General features: G+C 72.5%; 18 protein-coding genes. 6 read left to right on the top strand and 12 right to left on the bottom strand.

All coding sequences use genetic code 11. From position 1 onward, the window contains the following. Window positions 1–134: 134 nt before the first annotated feature. Window positions 135–2,285 (bottom strand): dTMP kinase, encoded by a 2,151-nt coding sequence (gene tmk / locus ABD332_RS54770; RefSeq protein ID WP_425552457.1) that lies wholly within the window; start codon window positions 2,283–2,285, stop codon window positions 135–137. A 172-nt stretch (window positions 2,286–2,457) separates the two neighbouring features. On the opposite strand from tmk, the gene ABD332_RS54765 reads away from it, so the two are divergent. Genes ABD332_RS54765 through ABD332_RS54745 form a run of 5 tightly spaced genes read left to right on the top strand, consistent with a single transcriptional unit; the run spans window position 2,458 to window position 6,351 of the window. Then, window positions 2,458–3,666: an amino acid deaminase/aldolase gene (locus ABD332_RS54765; protein ID WP_344514167.1), complete on the top strand. Its 1,209-nt coding sequence runs from the start codon at window positions 2,458–2,460 to the stop codon at window positions 3,664–3,666. Window positions 3,667–3,704: 38 nt separating this feature from the next. Further along, the gene (locus ABD332_RS54760) at window positions 3,705–4,631 is read left to right on the top strand and encodes an SAM-dependent methyltransferase (RefSeq protein ID WP_344514209.1); all 927 of its coding nucleotides are present in this window, start codon (window positions 3,705–3,707) and stop codon (window positions 4,629–4,631) included. Window positions 4,632–4,662: 31 nt separating this feature from the next. Next, window positions 4,663–4,920: a DUF6364 family protein gene (locus tag ABD332_RS54755; RefSeq protein WP_344514165.1), complete on the top strand. Its 258-nt coding sequence runs from the start codon at window positions 4,663–4,665 to the stop codon at window positions 4,918–4,920. After that, entirely contained in the window at window positions 4,907–5,197 is a 291-nt protein-coding gene (locus tag ABD332_RS54750; protein WP_344514163.1) for a type II toxin-antitoxin system PemK/MazF family toxin, read from the top strand. The genes ABD332_RS54755 and ABD332_RS54750 overlap by 14 nt, the downstream gene beginning before the upstream one ends. 17 nt (window positions 5,198–5,214) lie before the next feature. After that, window positions 5,215–6,351, top strand: a complete 1,137-nt coding sequence (locus ABD332_RS54745; RefSeq protein WP_344514161.1) for an NADH-quinone oxidoreductase subunit D — start codon at window positions 5,215–5,217, stop codon at window positions 6,349–6,351. Between the two features lie 61 nt (window positions 6,352–6,412). On the opposite strand, the gene ABD332_RS54740 is transcribed toward ABD332_RS54745, so the two are convergent. From ABD332_RS54740 to ABD332_RS54725, 4 genes are all read right to left on the bottom strand, one after another. Further along, window positions 6,413–8,443 carry a hypothetical protein gene (locus tag ABD332_RS54740; RefSeq protein WP_344514159.1) on the bottom strand — a complete coding sequence of 677 codons (2,031 nt, stop codon included), beginning with the start codon at window positions 8,441–8,443 and terminating at the stop codon, window positions 6,413–6,415. Window positions 8,444–8,537: 94 nt separating this feature from the next. Beyond that, window positions 8,538–9,518, bottom strand: a complete 981-nt coding sequence (locus ABD332_RS54735; RefSeq protein ID WP_344514158.1) for a glycine betaine ABC transporter substrate-binding protein — start codon at window positions 9,516–9,518, stop codon at window positions 8,538–8,540. Between the two features lie 233 nt (window positions 9,519–9,751). Then, entirely contained in the window at window positions 9,752–10,441 is a 690-nt protein-coding gene (locus ABD332_RS54730; protein ID WP_344514156.1) for an ABC transporter permease, read from the bottom strand. Next, window positions 10,438–11,121 carry an ABC transporter permease gene (locus tag ABD332_RS54725; protein ID WP_344514154.1) on the bottom strand — a complete coding sequence of 228 codons (684 nt, stop codon included), beginning with the start codon at window positions 11,119–11,121 and terminating at the stop codon, window positions 10,438–10,440. The genes ABD332_RS54730 and ABD332_RS54725 overlap by 4 nt, the downstream gene beginning before the upstream one ends. Window positions 11,122–11,159: 38 nt before the next feature. Between ABD332_RS54725 and ABD332_RS54720 the strand changes: the two genes are divergently transcribed. Then, complete coding sequence (locus tag ABD332_RS54720; RefSeq protein WP_344514207.1) at window positions 11,160–12,116, top strand: ABC transporter ATP-binding protein; 957 nt, start codon at window positions 11,160–11,162, stop codon at window positions 12,114–12,116. 94 nt (window positions 12,117–12,210) lie between these two features. On the opposite strand, the gene ABD332_RS54715 is transcribed toward ABD332_RS54720, so the two are convergent. The 7 genes from ABD332_RS54715 to folP all read right to left on the bottom strand — a co-directional run bounded on the left by ABD332_RS54715 (window position 12,211) and on the right by folP (window position 17,434). After that, window positions 12,211–12,684 carry a hypothetical protein gene (locus tag ABD332_RS54715; RefSeq protein WP_344514152.1) on the bottom strand — a complete coding sequence of 158 codons (474 nt, stop codon included), beginning with the start codon at window positions 12,682–12,684 and terminating at the stop codon, window positions 12,211–12,213. A 48-nt stretch (window positions 12,685–12,732) separates the two neighbouring features. Next, the gene (locus ABD332_RS54710) at window positions 12,733–13,020 is read right to left on the bottom strand and encodes a hypothetical protein (protein WP_344514150.1); all 288 of its coding nucleotides are present in this window, start codon (window positions 13,018–13,020) and stop codon (window positions 12,733–12,735) included. A gap of 631 nt (window positions 13,021–13,651) precedes the next feature. After that, complete coding sequence (locus tag ABD332_RS54705) at window positions 13,652–15,034, bottom strand: ABC transporter permease (RefSeq protein ID WP_344514147.1); 1,383 nt, start codon at window positions 15,032–15,034, stop codon at window positions 13,652–13,654. A 110-nt stretch (window positions 15,035–15,144) separates the two neighbouring features. Further along, window positions 15,145–15,666 (bottom strand): DUF3180 domain-containing protein, encoded by a 522-nt coding sequence (locus ABD332_RS54700; RefSeq protein ID WP_344514145.1) that lies wholly within the window; start codon window positions 15,664–15,666, stop codon window positions 15,145–15,147. 66 nt (window positions 15,667–15,732) lie between these two features. Then, a complete protein-coding gene (gene folK, locus ABD332_RS54695; RefSeq protein ID WP_344514143.1) occupies window positions 15,733–16,254 on the bottom strand; it encodes a 2-amino-4-hydroxy-6-hydroxymethyldihydropteridine diphosphokinase in 522 nt (173 codons plus the stop codon). Continuing rightward, a complete protein-coding gene (gene folB, locus ABD332_RS54690) occupies window positions 16,251–16,616 on the bottom strand; it encodes a dihydroneopterin aldolase (RefSeq protein ID WP_344514205.1) in 366 nt (121 codons plus the stop codon). The genes folK and folB overlap by 4 nt, the downstream gene beginning before the upstream one ends. A 20-nt stretch (window positions 16,617–16,636) precedes the next feature. Beyond that, window positions 16,637–17,434, bottom strand: a complete 798-nt coding sequence (folP, locus tag ABD332_RS54685; RefSeq protein WP_344514203.1) for a dihydropteroate synthase — start codon at window positions 17,432–17,434, stop codon at window positions 16,637–16,639. Window positions 17,435–17,471 lie beyond the last annotated feature (37 nt).

The following is a 17,471-nucleotide window of genomic DNA, read 5'->3' as shown; positions in this document are numbered from 1 at the left end:
CAGCGCGGCGGCGGACGGGAGGCAGGCGCCCGATGGAGGGCACAGCTGATCGGTGCTCGGGAGGACGTCGCCCCGGGCGCCGGCGCCGGCCCGGAGGCCGGCGGGCAACGGGCGGGGCGGGGCGGCGTCGGGGGTCATACCCGGGTCTCCCGGCCTCCGCCGGGGGCGTCCTTGTCCAGGTCCACGGGCGGGAGGCCGGTCAGCTCGTCGCCGGTGAGCATGGTGACGGTGTCGGCGGCGTCCTCGAGGGCTTCCTCGATGGCCTCCTCCAGGTCGAACTCCTCCTCGGCGGGCATCAGGTGCCGGACCCGCTGCAGGACGCCGGCGGCCAGGGCCTCGGGTGGCATGGAGGCGTCGAGGACCAGGTAGCGGCTCGGGTCGGCGGCGGCCAGGTCGAGGAACGCGTAGCGGACCCGCTCGTGGAAGGCGAGCGACTCGCTCTCCAGCCGGTCGGCCTCGCCGCGGCGGCCGGCCCTGGCGAGGCCGATCGAGGGCTCCAGGTCGAGCAGGACCACCAGGTCGGGCTTGAGGCCGCCGGTCGCCCACTTCGACAGCCAGGAGACCTCGTCGACCGGGAGGGTGCGGCCGGCCCCCTGGTAGGCCAGGGACGAGTCGACGTAGCGGTCGCTGACGACGACGGCGCCGCGGGTGAGCGCGGGGCGCACGACGGAGGCGACGTGGTGGGCGCGGTCGGCGGCGTAGAGCAGGGCCTCCGCGCGGGGCGTGACGACCTCGCCGGTGACCTCCGGCGGGTCGAGCACGAGGCTGCGGATCCGGGCGCCGAGCGCGGTGGCGCCCGGCTCGCGGGTGACGACGACGTCGCGGCCGAGCTTCCGCAGCGCCTCGGCGAGGTGCTTGACCTGGGTGGACTTGCCGGCGCCCTCGCCGCCCTCGAAGACGATGAAGAGCCCGCTGGCGGCCTTCGGCTCGTCGGGGCTGAGCGGGCGGCCGCGGACCGAGCCGAGGACGTCGGCCAGGAGCGGCACGCCCTTCTTGTCGTCCATCTGGCGCAGCGCCACGATGCCGGCCATGACGCCCAGGACGCCGGCGACGGCGAGCAGCGGCCGGGTGCTGGAGATCTCCACGGACGTGAAGCCGAGGCTGAGGTGGCGCGACCCGCCGGCGCCGACGATGACGCTGGACAGCGAGATGGTGAGCATGAGCACGACGCGGGTGCCGGTCTGCACGAAGGCGAACGCCCGGCCGCGCATGTCGTCGGACACCTCGCTGCCGAGCAGCGTGGTGCCGGACAGGAACGCCATGCCCGCGCCGACACCGACGAGCAGCGCGCCGCCGACGGCGACCGCGAGGTGGGTGGCGAGGGCCAGGATGAGCACGGAGCCGGCGGCCAGGATGATCGACAGGCCGAACCAACGGCGCCGGGACAGCGCGCCGACGATCCGCGGGCCGGCCGCGATGCCGACCCCGAGACCGAGGAAGAGCGTGGCGAAGAGCAGGGCGAAGGCGGCGTCGCCGGCACTGAGCGACACGGCGTAGAACTTCGCGGTGCCGACGACCACGCCGCCGCCGGCGAAGGCGCCGAAGATGCCCAGCACCAGGCCGCGGACCAGCGGGGTGCGCCGGACGAACGCCCAGCCCTGCACGAACTCCTTGAGCATCCCCGGCTTGTGCTCGACGGCCGCGGTGCGGCGGCCGCTGATCTCCTTGATGCCGAAGAACACGGTGACGGCGGTGGCCAGGAACGTCAGCGAGTTGAACCACAGCGCGACGTCGCTCGGCTCGGCGCCCCTCGGGCGGCCCTCGGCCCCGAACACGAGGACGACGAGCTGCTCCAGGCCGATCAGCACGAGCCCGGCGAGCACCGGCGTGATGCCATAGGTGGTGGCGAGGGTCAGCTGGTTGGCCGTCTCGAGCCGGGCGCGGGGCAGCAGGTTGGGCACCGCCGCTTCCTTCGCCGGGGTCCAGATCATCGCGGTGGTCTCGATGATGAACGTGGCGATCGCGGTCCAGCCGATCACCAGCGCGGGGTCGTCGAGGATCAGCGCGGATGCCGGGATAGAGGCGAAGAACAGGAAGCGGACCAGGTCGCAGGCGACCATCGTGAGCCGCCGGTCGAACCGGTCGGCGAAGACCCCCGCCACCGGTCCGAGGATCAGCGCGGGCAGGAGGCGCACGGCGATGACCGAGCCGAACGCCGCACCCTGGGCCGCCGAGTTGGACACCTGCGAGGCGGCGAACGTCGCCGCGGCGAGGAGGCCGAGCCAGTCGCCCAGGGACGAGAGCCCCAGGACGGCCCACAACCGGCGGAACGCCCGGATGCGCAGGACCGCCTTGAGCTCCCCGAAGCCGGACAGGTCGCTGCTCGCGATGGCGGCACCTCCTCAACTAGGACGCCTACTGTAACCACGCTACCGGTCCCCAGGTGTCGCCCCGGTGTCGGCCGACGCGCGGACGCGAGGTTCTTTCATATTCATCACCGACTCGGTACGGTGAGTCGTGACCAGCTCACGTGCCGCCCAGCGGGCCCGCTACGACCGGGCGACCGCGGATCTCGACCCGCCGTTCGCGATCGTCGACCTTGACGCGTTCGACGCCAACAGCGCCGCGATGCTCGGCCGCGCCGCCGGCAAGCCGCTGCGGATGCCCAGCAAGTCGGTGCGGGTCCGCGCCCTGATGGACCGGGCGCTCGCCCAGCCCGGCTGGCAGGGCGTCATGGCGTTCACGCTGCCGGAGGCCATCTGGCTGGCGGAGCAGGGCACGTCCGGGGACATCCTGGTGGCGTACCCGACGGCGGACCGCGCCGCGCTGCACCGGCTCGCCACCGACGAGAAGCTCGCCGCGACCGTCACGGTCATGGTCGACAGCACCGCCCAGCTCGACCTGATCGACTCGGTCATCCCGGCCGGCGAGCGGGCCGGCGCCGTGCGCGTGTGCATCGACCTGGACGCCTCCTGGCGGCCGATGAGCAGCGTGCACATCGGGGTGCGCCGCTCCCCGGTCCACAGCGCCCGCCAGGCCGGTGAGCTCGCCGCCGCGATCGCCGGCCGGGCGGGATTCAGGCTGGTGGGGCTCATGTCCTACGAGGCGCAGATCGCCGGCCTCGGCGACGCCCCACCCGGACGGCCCGTGCGCGGGGCGCTGATCCGCATGATCCAGTCGCGCTCGTTCCCGGAGCTGCTCGCCCGGCGGGCCGCGGTCGTCGCCGAGGTGCGGCGCCACGCCGACCTCGAGTTCGTCAACGGTGGCGGCACCGGCAGCGTCCAGGCCACCGCGCAGGACCCTTCGGTCACCGAGGTCGCCGCCGGGTCCGGCCTGTTCGGGCCGTGGCTGTTCGACTCGTACCGCAGCTGGCGCCCCCAACCGGCGGCGTTCTTCGCCATGTCGGTCGTGCGCAGGCCGAACCAGCAGGTCGCGACCGTGCTCGGCGGCGGCTGGATCGCCTCCGGGGAGACCTCGCCGGCCCGCCAGCCGCAGCCGTGGCTGCCGGAGGGCCTCAAGCTGATCGGCACCGAGGGCGCCGGCGAGGTGCAGACCCCGCTCATCGGCCCCGGCGCGGCCGGCCTGCGCCTCGGCGAGCGCGTCTACTTCCGCCACGCCAAGGCCGGCGAGCTGTGCGAGCACGTCAACGAGGTGCACCTCGTCTCCGGCGACACGATCGTCGACACCGTGCCGACGTACCGGGGAGAAGGCAAAGTGTTCCTGTGAACCAGCGGAACGCCGGAGCCGTGCGGTGGCGGGCGGCGATGGAGCGGGCGCTCTACGGCGACGGCGGGTTCTTCCGCGCAGAAGCCGGCCCCGCCGCGCACTTCAGGACCAGCGCGCACGCGTCGCCGCTCTTCGCCGGGGCGATCGCCACGCTGCTGGAGCGCGTCGACGAGGCCCTCGACCACCCGGCCCGGCTCGACCTCGTCGACGTCGGCGCCGGCCGCGGCGAGCTGCTGCGCAGCATCCTCGCCGCCCTGCCGCCCGCGGTCGCCGCCCGGGTCTCGGCCGTCGGCGTCGAGGTCGCGCCCCGCCCCGAACACCTGCCCCCCACGATCGGGTGGACTTCCGCGATCCCCTCCGGCATCACCGGCCTTCTGGTGGCGACCGAATGGCTCGACAACATCCCTGTCGAGGTCGTGGAGCTCGATTCGACGTTGCGGCCACGGTACTGGCGCAGCACGCCCGACGGCGCCCTGACGCTCGACGAGTCGCCGCTGGAACCCGGTGACGCCCGATGGCTGGCCGACTGGTGGCCCCTCGCAGGGTTACCGGAGGGTGCCCGCGCCGAGGTGGGCGCCCCGCGCGACGAGGCCTGGGCGGCGGCCACGGCCAGCGTGGCGCGCGGGATGGCGCTCGCCGTCGACTACGGGCACCTCGCCGGGGACCGCCCGCTGTTCGGCACGCTCACCGGCTTCCGGGACGGCCGGGAGACCGCACCCGTGCCCGACGGGTCGTGTGATCTGACGATCGCGGTGGCGTTGGACTCGCTGGGCGTACACCACCTGCTGACGACACAGCGAGAGGCGTTGCGCCTGCTCGGGGTGGACGGCCGGCGCCCGCCGCTGGCGCTCGCCTCGACCGACCCGGCCGGCTACGTGCGGGCCCTGGCACGTGCCGGGCAGGCAGCCGAGCTGACCGACCCCGCCGGCCTCGGCGGCCATCATTGGGTCATGTACTGGGTATGAACATCGGTCATACCGGGGGTACGCTAGGGGCATGACGGCCAAGGTGACGTTGTCGTTCTCCGACCAGACCATCGCCGACGCCCGGCACTGGGCCGAGCGCGACGGCGTGTCGCTCAGCGCGTGGATCGACCGGGCCGCGCAGGAGCGCGCGCTGCGTGAGATCTTCACCGCGCACGCCGAGGCGGTGCGCCGGGCCAAGCCCGACCTGGAGCGGGCCGCGCTCGCCGACGAGGAAGAGATCGCCATGGTCGACGCGGAGCTGTTCAGCGGGCGCCGTGCGGCGCGGTGAGGTCTGGCTGATCAAGGGCGCCCGCGAGCGCCTCGGTCTGATCATCAGCTCCGACGTCTTCAACGGCACCGACGTGCCCGTCGTCATCGTCGCCGAGGTCACCGACCAGGAGGAGCTGCGCGACTCGCCGCTCGCCGTCGAGCTCGACGACCTGGTCGTCATGCCCGACCGGATCTCCTCGCCGCTGAAGCGCTGGTTCGTCGAGCGGGTCGCCGTGGCCGACACCGCCACGATGCACAACGTCTCGCGCGCGCTGCGGATCCTGCAGGATCTGTAGGGCCTTAGGGTTACGGTATGACCTCCGAGTTGACGGTCGGCACCGGGGCGGGCCTCGACACCGCCGACATGGTGCTCAACATCGGCCCGCAGCACCCCTCCACCCACGGCGTGCTGCGTCTGAAGCTCGTCCTCGACGGCGAGCGGGTCCTGAGCGCCGAGCCGATCATCGGCTACATGCACCGCGGCGCGGAGAAGCTCTTCGAGGTCCGCGACTACCGGCAGATCATCATGCTGGCCAACCGGCACGACTGGCTGTCGGCGTTCTGCAACGAGCTCGGCGTCGCCCTCGCCGTCGAGCGCCTCATGGGCATCGAGGTCCCCGAGCGCGCCACCTGGCTGCGCACCGCCCTCGCCGAGCTCAACCGGGTCCTCAACCACCTGATGTTCCTCGGCTCCTACCCGTTGGAGATCGGCGCGATCACGCCGGTCTTCTACGCCTTCCGCGAGCGCGAGACCATCCAGACCGTGCTCGAGGAGGCGTCCGGCGGGCGGATGCACTACATGTACAACCGCGTCGGCGGCCTCAAGGAGGAGGTCCCGGCCGGCTGGACCACCCGCGCCCGCGCCGCGATCGACCAGGTCCGCCGCCGCATGCCCGACCTGGACAACCTGATCCGCCGCAACGAGATCTTCCTCGCCCGCACCGTCGGCGTCGGCGTCCTGTCCGCCGCGGACGCCGCCGCGTATGGCGCCTCCGGCCCGGTCGCCCGCGCCTCCGGCCTGGACTTCGACCTGCGCCGCGACGAGCCGTACCTGGCCTACGGCGCCCTGGACGTCCCCGTCGTCACCCGCACCACCGGCGACTGCCACGCCCGCTTCGAGGTGCTCCTGGACCAGGTGTACGCGTCGCTGGACCTCGCGCAGGCGTGCCTCGACGAGGTCGACAAGCTCACCGGCCCCGTCAACGTCCGCCTGCCGAAGGTCGTGAAGGCGCCGGAGGGCCACACCTACGCCTGGACCGAGAACCCGCTCGGCATCAACGGCTACTACCTGGTCTCCCGCGGCGAGAAGACCCCGTGGCGCCTGAAGCTGCGCACCGCGTCCTACTCCAACGTCCAGGCCCTGTCGAAGCTCCTGCCGGGCACCCTGGTCCCCGACCTGATCGCCATCCTCGGCTCGATGTTCTTCGTCGTCGGCGACGTCGACAAATAGCGGAGCTGTTCACTCGTATCCGTCAGGGCGGTGCCCGCCGCCTCCGGTCCGCAGCCGCGGGTCAGCGCCAGCGGTCGTCGTCGCCTTCGAAGTCGACGATCTGGCGGGCGGGGCGGGGGCGGGAGTCGTCGCGGGAGCCGTTCCAGCCGTAGTCATCGTCGTCGTCGTGGCGGGCACGGCGGGAGACGCGCTCGTCGTCGCGGGCGGGGCCGGGGTCCTGCCAGCGGGAGGCCGGGGACGCCGGGAGGGCGGCCTGGGTGGCGCCGACGGCGGGGCGGCGGACCTCCGACCAGCGGGTGGTGCCGGTGTCGTCGCGGCGGGCTTCCTCGTAGCTGGACTCGGACCACTGGACGTCGGCGCCGTGCTGGCGTTCGCGCTCGCGGCGGGCCTCGGACCTGCGGGGGCTCTCGCGGCGGGGCTCGTCGTCGTCGGGCTCGGGCACGTACTCCTCGTGGCGCACGGACGCCCACCGGTCCTCGATCCGGACGTGGGTGCCGGTCTCGTCGGCGTGGACCGCGGCGCGGCGCTCGCCGACGCGGAACTCCCGGCCGCCGTGCTCGTCGCTGTGCACCGACGCCCACCGGTCCGTCGTCCGGACGCCGGTCACGCTGCCGGCGTCGTCGTCCGGGTCGTACGCGCGGCGGCGCCCACCGGCGCGCACCACCTCACCGGAGTCGTCGGCGTGCGCCATCCGGTCGCGCAGGAGCTGCTCGGTCCAGGACGGCTCGCGGGGTTCCTCGCGCGGGGTCTCGGTGCGCTCGATCCACTCCGAGCGCTCGCTCCGCTCGGTCCACTCGGAGCGCTCCGACCGCTCGGTGCGGCTGACCCGTTCGGCGCCCCGGCCCCGGTCGGCACGGTCGGCACGGTCGGGCTGGTCGTCCCGGTTTCCGCGGTCGGTGTGCTCACCACGCCCGCCGCGGTCGGCGTGGTGACCCCGGCTCCGGTCGGAGTCCCAGTCACGGTCCCTGTCGCGGTCCCGGTCACGCTCTGCGTCGGACCACTCGCCACGCCTGCCGCGGCCCTCGCCGCCGCCGTCCCAGTCACCGCGCCCGCCACGATCGGCCCGGCCCGTGCGGCCGGCTGCCTCGCCGCGCTCCGACCACTCGCCACGGCCCGCGCGATCGCCTCGGCCCGGGTCACCGTCGCGGGAGGACCACTCGCCGCGGTGATCGGCCCGGTGACCGGCCCGGTCGGCCCGGTCCGTCCGGTCCGCGCGGTCGTCGTCGCCGTCGCGGGAAGCCCACTCGCCGCGGCTGCCGTCACCGTCACGGGAAGCCCACTCGCCACGGCCGCCGTCACCGTCACGGGAGGACCGGCCCGCGTCGCCGTCGCGGGGGGACCAGTCGCCGTGGCTCGCGCGGCCGCGGTCGGGCGCGCCCGACCGCCCGCCACGCTCGGGAGCCTCGCTCCAGTGCCCGGTGCCGTCCACGACCCGGCCGGTCTCGTGCCAGTCGGCGTCGCGGTCGGAGACCCGCTCCGACACGCGCTCCGACACCGGGCGGCGCTGCTGCGGGATCTCGACGGGGCGGGCGCCGTACACGGTGCCGTCGCGCCGCTGGTCGGTCGGGTCGACGACCATCGTCTTGGTGGTGACCTGCACGGTCTCGGTGTGCCGGAGCACGCCCTGCGGGACCGCGGCGGAGCCGACCGGCTGCGGGCCGCCGTGCTGCGCGGCCGCCGCCTGCTGCGCGGCGCGCGTCGCGCGCTCCAGCTGGCCGCGCATCATGTCGACCTGGTTGCGCAGCGCGTCGACGGTCTCGTGCAGCACGCCGATGCGCTCGACGAGCTGACCGTGCGTGGCGCGCGCCGCGTGGGTGATGTCGCCGCGGATCTCGTCGCGGAGCGTGTCCATCTCCTCGAAGACCGCCTCCTCGACCTCGCTGCGCACGTTGTCGTTGTCGGGGCGCAGCGCGATGGACAGGCCGATGAGCACGACGACGCCGACGGCGAGCACCGCGGCGAGCTGCAGGACGAACCCGCCGCCGACCAGCAGTAACAGTGCCGCCAGCGGAGCCAGGCCGACGCCGGCCCAGAAGAGGATCTGGAGCAGCTTCGCGCTCGGCCGTCCTCCGGTGGTCTCCGCGGCTGGCATGAGCAGAGACCTTACCTACTCTTCAGGGCAAGCGAAATGCCCGCCCTGGAAGGCCAGGACGGGCATCCGCCAACTACCGTGCGTATCGGAGGAGCTAGCCGAGCGAGCCGTCCGAGGAGAAGACGAGCGCGATCGTGGCCGTGCCCTTCTTCAGCGCGTCGAGGCTCTGCGGGCCGCCCGCGTCGAGGCTGACGAACTTGCCGAACTGGATGCTGTAGGTCTTCTCCAGGCCGGGCTGGCAGAACGGCCGCTGCGGGCACTCGGCCGGACCGCCGAGGACGGTGTCCTTGCCGGAGCACTTGGCGGCGAAGTCGCTGAGCGTCTTCACCCCGTTCTTGTCGGCGAACGCGGTGGTGACCGCGAACGCGTTCTGGTCGGCCGCCTTCGACGCCTTGCCGAAGGACAGGCCGGCCTTGCCGCCGATCTCCTTGAGCGCGGTGACGGTCTTGTCGACGTCACCCGAGGCCAGCGTCTTGGCGTCCTTGCCGTTGACCTGCCCGTTGATGAACTCGGTCAGCGTGCCGGCGTACTCCGGGATGACCTGGATGTCGCCCTTGGTCAGCTGGCCGTAGTAGACCTCGCGCTTGCCGATGGTCTGGACGGTCGCGTCGTAGCCGGCGGCGTCGAGGACGATCTCGTAGAGCGCGCCGAGCGTGGCGCTCTCCGCGAAGTCGGCGGCGCCGATCTTGATCGCCCCGCCCTTGCCCTTCTCGATGCCGGTGGTGAGGTTCTCGGCCTTGGCGAAGTCCTCCGCCGCGACCTTGGACGTCTTGCGGTCCACGACGACCGCCTTGTTGAGCTGGATCAGCTTCTCCGTGGTGAGCGCGTCGGAGACCTTGTCCAGCGCCGCGACGAGGGCCGGGTCGGCGGCCTTCGTGTTGATCGCGGCGATGATGTTGTCCGCCGTCTGCAGTTGCTTGTCGTCGGTGAGGACGACGAGCTTGTCCCCGGCGACAGGGGCACAGCCGGCCCCGCTCACACTCGCCGGCGCCTTGGTGCCCGAGGAGCCCTCCTCGCCGCAGGCCGCGAGGCCCACGGTGGCGAGGCCCAGCAGGACCCCGAGCGTGGCGCGCATGGCAGTTCGCAAAATGGCCCGCCTTCCGTGTCCCGGCGCGATCACTGTGACCGGCCGCGTGTCCGACGGACGGCGCTATCGGCTTGAAGCCCGCCCGCTGCTAAATAGGCAACTCTGGCTATGGGAAATCGGCAACCGCAACCAGGCACGGTTTCGTAACAACCCGTCACGGAGCAACCTTCACCGCTGCCCCGGCCGCCGCCGCACCCCTGGTGACCGGCCTTCTGGACCGGTCACGCCCGGCCTGCGGCCTGCCGCAGCACCTTGGGTGTGACCTTGCGCTCCACCAGGGCCATCAGCCCGTCGATCAGCAGCGCGAGCAGGGCCACGAGGACCGCGCCGGCGAGGATCTGGGCGTCGCCGCGGCCCGGGCCGAGACCGAAGCCGGCGGAGATGATGTTGCCGAGGCCGCCGCCGTTGACGAGGGTCGCGAGGGTGGCGGTGGCGACGACCTGGGTGGTCGCGATGCGCAGGCCCGTCGCGAGGTAGGGCACCGCGAGCGGCAGCTCGACCCGCATCAGCATCTGCGCGGACGTCAGGCCCATGCCCCTGCCCGCGTCGCGGACCTCCTCGTCGATCTCGCGCATGCCGGTGTACGCGTTGGCGAGCAGCGGCGGCAGGCAGAACACGGTCAGCGCGACCACCACGGCCGGCTTGCCGATGCCGAGCGGGCTGAGCGACAGGATCGTCAGCAGCGCGATGACGGGCATCGCCTGCGTGATGTTGGACAGGATGACGACCACGCCCGACCCGGCGCCGCGCCGCCCGAGCCAGATCCCGATCGGCCAGGCGACCAGGCTGCCGAAGAGCACCGACAGGAACGAGATCTCCAGGTGCTCCTGCAGGCGCACCAGTACCCCGTCGGGATTGGTCCAGTTCAGCGGATCGTTGAACCAGTTGATCATGTCATTGATGGCGCTCATGCCTTGCTCCTCCTGGTCCACGGGGTGAGGGCCCGGGTCAGTGCGACCAGGAGCAGGTCGAGCACCAGGGCGAGCAGCACGCAGACGAGCGCGGCGGTGGCGATCTGCGCCTTGTAGAAGTTGTTGCGGAAGCCGCTGAGGATCAGCGCGCCGAGGCCGCCCTGCGAGCCGACGGCCGCGCCGACAGTGACCAACGCCACTGTCGAGACCGTCGCGAGCCGCAGCCCGGTCAGGATCGCGGGCAGGGCGAGGGGGAGCTCGACGCGCAGGAGGCGGGCGCCCCGGCCGTAGCCCATCGCGGTGGCGGCTTCGCGCACGTCGCCCGGCACCTGCTGCAGTCCGGTGAGCGAGTTGCGGATGATGACGATCAGCGCGTACATCACCAGCGCCACGACGACCGGAGTGCGTCCCGTGCCCAGGAACGGCGCAAGGAAGGCCAGCAGCGCCAGCGACGGAATCGTGTAAAGCACGCTGGCTGATGTCAGAATCGGCGTGGCGAGCGGGCGCACCCAGTAGGCCAGCACCGCCAGCGGCACCGCGATGGCCACCGCGATCGCGACCGACCACACGGTGATGGCCACGTGATCCAGCAGCGCGTCGCGGATCGTGTCGGCGTTGTCCCGGACATAGCTCCAGGAGAACCAGGGGTTGCCCGCCTCACCGCGAGCCAGGAAGGACATGCGTGGACCGTACCGCGAAGGCCGACGGCGCGCCGATCATGCTCGATCGGCTGGGCAAGACGTATCCGAACAACACCACGGCGGTCGAGGAGCTGAGCCTGGAGATCGCCGGCGGCGACGTGACCGTGCTCATCGGCCCGTCCGGCTGCGGCAAGTCGACCGTGCTCAGGATGGTCAACCGGCTCATCGAGCCGACCCGCGGCCGGGTGCTGGTCGACGGCGAGGACGTGACGCGCGCCGACCCGGTGCGGCTGCGGCGCACGATCGGCTACGTCATCCAGAACGTCGGGCTGTTCCCGCACCAGACGGTCCGCACCAACGTCGGCACCGTGCCGCGGATGCTCGGCTGGGACAAGCAGCGCATCGCCGCTCGCACCGACGAGCTGCTGGAGCTCGTCGGCCTGACGCCGAAGCAGTACGCCTCCCGCTACCCGCACGAGCTGTCCGGCGGCCAGCGGCAGCGGGTCGGGTTCGCCCGGGCGCTCGCCGCGGACCCGGTGGTGCTGCTGATGGACGAGCCGTTCTCCGCCGTCGACCCGATCAACCGCGGGCGGCTGCAGGACGAGTTCCTGCGGCTGCGGCAAAGCGTGCGCAAGACGACGATCGTGGTCACGCACGACCTGCAGGAAGCGATCAAGCTCGGCGACAAGATCGCGGTGCTGTCCGACCGCGGCCACCTAGAGCAGTACGCGACGCCCGCGGAGCTGCTGGCCAACCCCGCGAACGCGTTCGTCGAGCAGTTCATCGGCGAGGACCGCGGGCTGATGCGCCTGTCGGTGACCCCGATCCCCCGCGACCGGCTGCACTCCCTGGACGGCGCGCCCGGCGACCTGCCGGCGGTGTCCGCGGACGCGACCCTGCGCGTCGCCTTCGGCGCGATGCTGGCGGCCGGCGTCGACGCGGTGGTGGTGCGCGAGGGCGACCAGCCGCTCGGGTTGCTGTCTGCCGCTGATGTACGGGTAGCGCTCGCCGAGGCCGACGCCGTCAAACGGTGACCGGCGGTGGGGAGTTCCCGCCGCCGGCGTGCCGCTCTGTCAGGCCCGCGTCTGCCGCGGCGGGCCGCTTCTCGCCAACCCTGTTGCCGTTCTGTCAGGGCCGGCGGCCGGCCATGGTGGCGAGGCCGATGATCCAGCCGACGATGAGCCCGTAGCCGGCGCCACCGGCGGCGGCGACGACCGCGCCGCCGATCGAGGCGTCAGCCAGCAGGAACGCGGTGATGAGGGCGGCCAGCGCCGCCGCGAACATGTAGGCGGCCCAGCCGGTCAGGATCGCCGAGATGGTGCCGCGCGCGCTGGCGAGCTGCGCGCCGACGAGCAGTGTGATGAACACTGCCGTGAACAGGACCAGCAGGATCGCCTTCAGATCGGCGGCGAGCAGGTCACGCACCGACTGGTCGGTGTCGAAGTTCCACGCGGGCCACGCGAGCGTCTCCAGGAACACGCCACGGTCGCCCTCGTTGACCCAGTCGACGTACCAGGGGCTGCCGAAGATCAGCACCAGGAGGAACGCCACCAGGGTGCCCGCGCTTGACGCGGTGCGGTAGCGCGAACGAGTGATTGCCATGCCCCGGATGAGTCCCGGGAAACACGTTTTATAAACAAATACCGATAGTTACTTGGCCGGCGACATGATGTAGTCGATGAACGCGGCGCGGACCAGCGGCTCGGACTCGCCATAGGTGTGGTCGGTGACCTCGCGCCACAGCGCCACGACGTCGTCGATGGTGGCGTCGAGCGAGCCGAGCCAGCCGTCCTGCGTGTCGTCGTTGCTGGTCGTGACGTGCTTGAAGAGGTCCCAGAAGAACTTCACGTCGCGACGCTGCCGGGCGAGGGCGAAGGCACGTTCGCGGAGCTCCTCGGTGGGTAGTGCGTCAAGCTCCGCAAGGGTGGCGTTGGTCATGACCACAGCTTAGCGAGACACCCGCCGCCCTGGTCGGTCGCGCTCACGCCCTCCGTCGCCAGCACTACCCGCACCCAGCGACCCGACGGCACTCGCCCGGCGTGCCGCAGGCCGCTACCCCGGATATGTCCGCTCCGCGAACATATCCGAAATTTCGGTTATGTCGGGGAGCGCAGCGAGTCGACATAACCGGCCTAGGGCGGCACCTGGAGACCGGAGCGAGCCGACATGCCCGCGCTAGAGAAGGAGGCAAGCCGCCACGACCGGCTCGGCGGCGGCACCGAGGAGCGACGCAAGCAGCCCGCCCCGGTGAGGTCCACCCTTCGCCCCGACATATCCGAAATTTCGGTTCTATCGAGGAGCGGAGCGAGCTGACATGACCGGCTCGGCGGTGCAAGAGAACGAGCCAAGCCGACATGAGCAGCCCAGCGGCGACGCCGGAGAAGGACCCGAGCCGACATGACCGGCCCAGCGGCGGTGTCGGAGAGCGAAGCGAGCAGCCCCCGGATATGTCCGCTCCGCGAACATATCCGAAATTTCGGTTATGTCGGGGAGCGGAGCGAGTCGACATAACCGACCCCGGAGTGGTGCTGGAGACCGGAGCGCGCCGGCATGAGCGGCGCGGCGCGGTTCAGCGGTTGCTGCCCCAGCGCTCCTCGACGCCCCAGTCCTCGTCGGTGCTGCGGGCCGGCAGCTGGCTGGTCCAGCCACCGGTGCGCGACGCCGACCAGGCGCTGTCCGGCTCGGCCTGGCTCGACCCGTAGCCGGCGGTCGAGGTGCTGGGCGTCCAGACCTGCTCCTCCTCGACGTCGTCCTCCACGGTCCGCGGCCGGCCGAACGTCTCGATCAGGCGGGTCACGACCAGCCCGATGGCGATCGCGCTACCGCCGACGGCGAGCGGAGCGATGTTCCACTGCTCGGCGGCGGAGTACTGGAACAGCAGCGTGATCGCGGCGACCGCGAGGACGGTGCCGAGCACGCCGCCGCGGCGGCCGTAGACGGAGGTGCCGCCGAGCAGGGCCGCGCCGAGGGCGAGGATGGTGATGGAGAGCCCGGCCGCGGCCATGCCGTTCTGGGTGGTGGTGACCTCGCGCTGGTCGAGCGCGGTCAGCACGCCGGCGAAGGAGGCGAGCAGGGCGGAGCCGGCGATCGCGAAGCCCGTGATGGTGGCGGCGCCGCCACCGCGGCGGCGGGCCGGGTCGGCGACCGGGCGGAAGCGGCCGACCGCGCGGCGGACCGGCCGGATCAGGCCGATGGCGCTGCCGGCGACGGCGACGAGCACGACCCCGAGCATCCACCAGAGTGCCTGGCCGTGCGGGTCGTACGCGCCGGTGACGACCTTCTCGTCGTTCTGGTCGGCGATCCAGGCCATGAGCGCGACCGCGACGCCGAGGCTGGCCGCCCAGCCGGGCACGTGGAAGCCGACGACCAGCACCGCGATGACCACGCCGACGCCGAGCGCGATGAGGGCGGTGATGCCGGCGGTCATCGCCAGGCCGCGGTCGGAGTTGTCGGCGAAGAACAGCGCCGACGCGTACGCGATCGGGCCGAGCGCCAGGTTGGCGGCGCCGGCACGCAGGGTGAGCCCCATCGCGATGCCGACGAGCCCGAGCTCGGCGCCGGCCAGCAGCAGCGACTCGAGCTCGGTGCCGCGCAGGGCCTCCGGTCGGGCGTCGCGCAGCAGGTACAGCAGCGACACCGCGGCGAGGAGCAGCACCATCTCCCAGAGCGCGTGGACGGCCAGCCGGTCGCGGCCGGGCTCGCCGTGCTCCGGGTCGTCGAAGACGTCGCCGAGCTGCGCCGGGCTGGGCGTGGCGCGCCTGGCGGCGAGGCCCAGCGTGCTCTCCGACGGCGGGACGCTGTAGTCGGTGTTCGCCGCGTACGACCCGGGGGTGTAGACGGACTGGTTCGAGACCCCGAGCGTGGGAGCGTCCTCGGGCACCCCGCCCGAGCGGAAGTCGGGCTCCTCCCGGAACCCGGGCTCACCGCGGAACCGCGAGTCGTCGTACGCCATCGCGCGCGCCTCCTGCCAGCCGACGACCGGTTACGCGTCGCACAGTAACCGCGGATTGTGGCCTGCGACAGTCTTTGGGCGAGGAAGACGGCAGTGTTTATGCCAGATCTCTATCGATCGAGGCTTTCGTCCTCGCTGCGATCACCCTCCCGGCGTCCGTCCATGCGGCCCTGCCTGGGAAGATCCTTGTCGCGCTGGCTGGGTGGCACCTGGCACGACCGCTCCAGCCACAGCGCGGCGGCGAGCAGGACGATCGATGCGGCGACGCCCAGCAGCGCCTGCGGCAGGTTCTCCGAGACCTTGGCGAGCACGCCCCGCTGGGTCAGCAGCCACGACGACATGCCCAGGTAGAGGCCGCCGAACAGGGCCGCGACCAGCGCCGACGCCTTGCCGAGCACCGCGTACCGCGCGATGACCAGCGGCTGGAGCGGGCCGGCGCCCTCCTTGCGGAGGATCCGGTTCCGGGTCGAGTACGCCTCGAAGCCCTCGAAGATCGCCAGGCCGATCAGCGTCAGCGGCGGCAGCCACGGCAGCGTCGGCAGGCTGTTCCACAGGCTGCTGATGCCGATCCAGGCCAGCGCGGTGGTCGCGAGCGCGGCGATGACGAGGGTGGCCGGCCTGGTCGGCTCCATCCGGCCCTTGGGTCCGTTCGCGTTCGGTTCGTCGGGTGGCGGCGTGGCCATCGGCTCGGCTCCAGATCACGAATCGAGGTGGATGTCTTCCCGCGGGCGCAGGTCGGCGAGGTCGGCGGCGACCGGGGCGGCCCGGACCAGCTCATACAGCCATCCGTGGCCCGGCACCTGCCCGTAGGGCTGGATGTCGAGCCACGGCCGGAGCACGAACGCCCGGAGATGCGCCCGCGGGTGGGGCAGAGTCAGCTCCGGGTCGTCCGACACGACCGGCCGGTCGTCGTCGTCCCAGACGGCGATGACGTCCACGTCAAGCGTACGCGGGCCGAAGCGCCGCTCCGGATCGCGCACGCGACCGGCGGCCTGCTCCAGCCGGTGGGCGCGGTCGAGCCAGTCGCGGGGCGTCGCGGCCGGGTCGACGGCCAGCACCACCGCGTTGAGGTAGAACGGCTGGTCGGCATCGCCCCACGGGGGTGTCTCGTAGACGCCGGAGACCGCCCGGACGGCGTCGCCGAGTCCCGTGACGGCGCCGCGCAGGTTGGCCTCGCGGTCGTCGAGGTTGCTGCCCAGCGACAGCACGGCCCTGGTCACGGCCTCGTCCGCCGGATGGTCACGGCGACGTCGGCGAACTCGTGCGGGATCGGCGCCTGGGGCTTGTGCACGGTGACGGTCGCCGCCCGTACCCGCGAATCCTCCAGGCAGGAGCCGGCGAGGCGGTGGGCGAGGGTCTCGATCAGGTTGACCGGGTCGCCCGCGACGATCTCCGCGAGCCGTCCGGCCAGCTCCCCGTAGTGCACGGTGTCGGTGACGTCGTCGGACTCCGCGGCGGGGGCGAGATCGAGCTCCAGGATCACGTCGATCACGAAGTCCTGGCCGTCGCGGCGCTCGAAGTCGAACACGCCGTGGTTGCCGCGGACCCGCAGCCCCGTCAGGGTGATCCGGTCAGCCGTCATGCCCTTGTCATCCTCATTCGTCACCGCGCCGCCTGTACGGCCTTCCACACCTTGATCGCGTCCACGTTGCCACGGACCTCGTGGACCCGCACACCCCAGGCACCCGCCGCGACGGACAGCACGGTGGTGGCGATCGTGGCCGCCTCGCGCTCCTCGGTCGGGCGCGGGGAGCCGTCGGCGGCCTGCAGGAGCCGCCCGAGGTGCGACTTGCGGCTCGACCCGACCAGCACGGGGTAGCCCAGGCCGATGAGGTCCGGCAGGTGCGCGGCGAGCCGCCAGGTGTGCTCGGCCTTCTTCGCGAAGCCCAGCCCGGGGTCGAGGATCAGCCGTTCGGGTGCGACGCCGGCGGCGACGGCCTCGTCGACCCGCTCCAGCAGTTCGGCACACACCTCTTTGACGACATCGTCATAAACGGCCAAATCGGCCATCTTGCGCGAGTGGCCGCGCCAGTGCATGAGCACCCAGGGGCAGCCGGCGTCGGCGACCACGCGGGCCATGTCGGGGTCGGCGAGCCCCCCGGAAACGTCGTTGACCAGGGCAGCACCGGCGGCGACGGCCTCGGCGGCGACCGCCGCGCGGGTGGTGTCGATGCTCATCGTGACGCCGGCCGCGGCCAACTCGCGGATCACCGGCAGGACCCGGTCGAGCTCGGTGCGCGCGTCGACCCGGTCCGCGCCCGGGCGGGTGCTCTCACCGCCGATGTCGATCACGTCGGCGCCCTCGGCGACCATCTGCATGGCGTGGTCGACCGCGGCGCCCAGATCGGCGTAGCGGCCGCCGTCGGAGAAGCTGTCCGGGGTCACGTTGAGCACCCCCATGACCACGGGGGAAGGACGGCGAAGGAGCGTCACCTGA

Origin of the sequence: Dactylosporangium maewongense (genome assembly GCF_039531485.1) — a bacterium.
GTDB lineage: Bacteria > Actinomycetota > Actinomycetes > Mycobacteriales > Micromonosporaceae > Dactylosporangium > Dactylosporangium maewongense.
The sequence above is the reverse complement of the archived record's forward strand: the minus strand, read 5'-3'. Positions and strand labels throughout refer to the sequence as shown.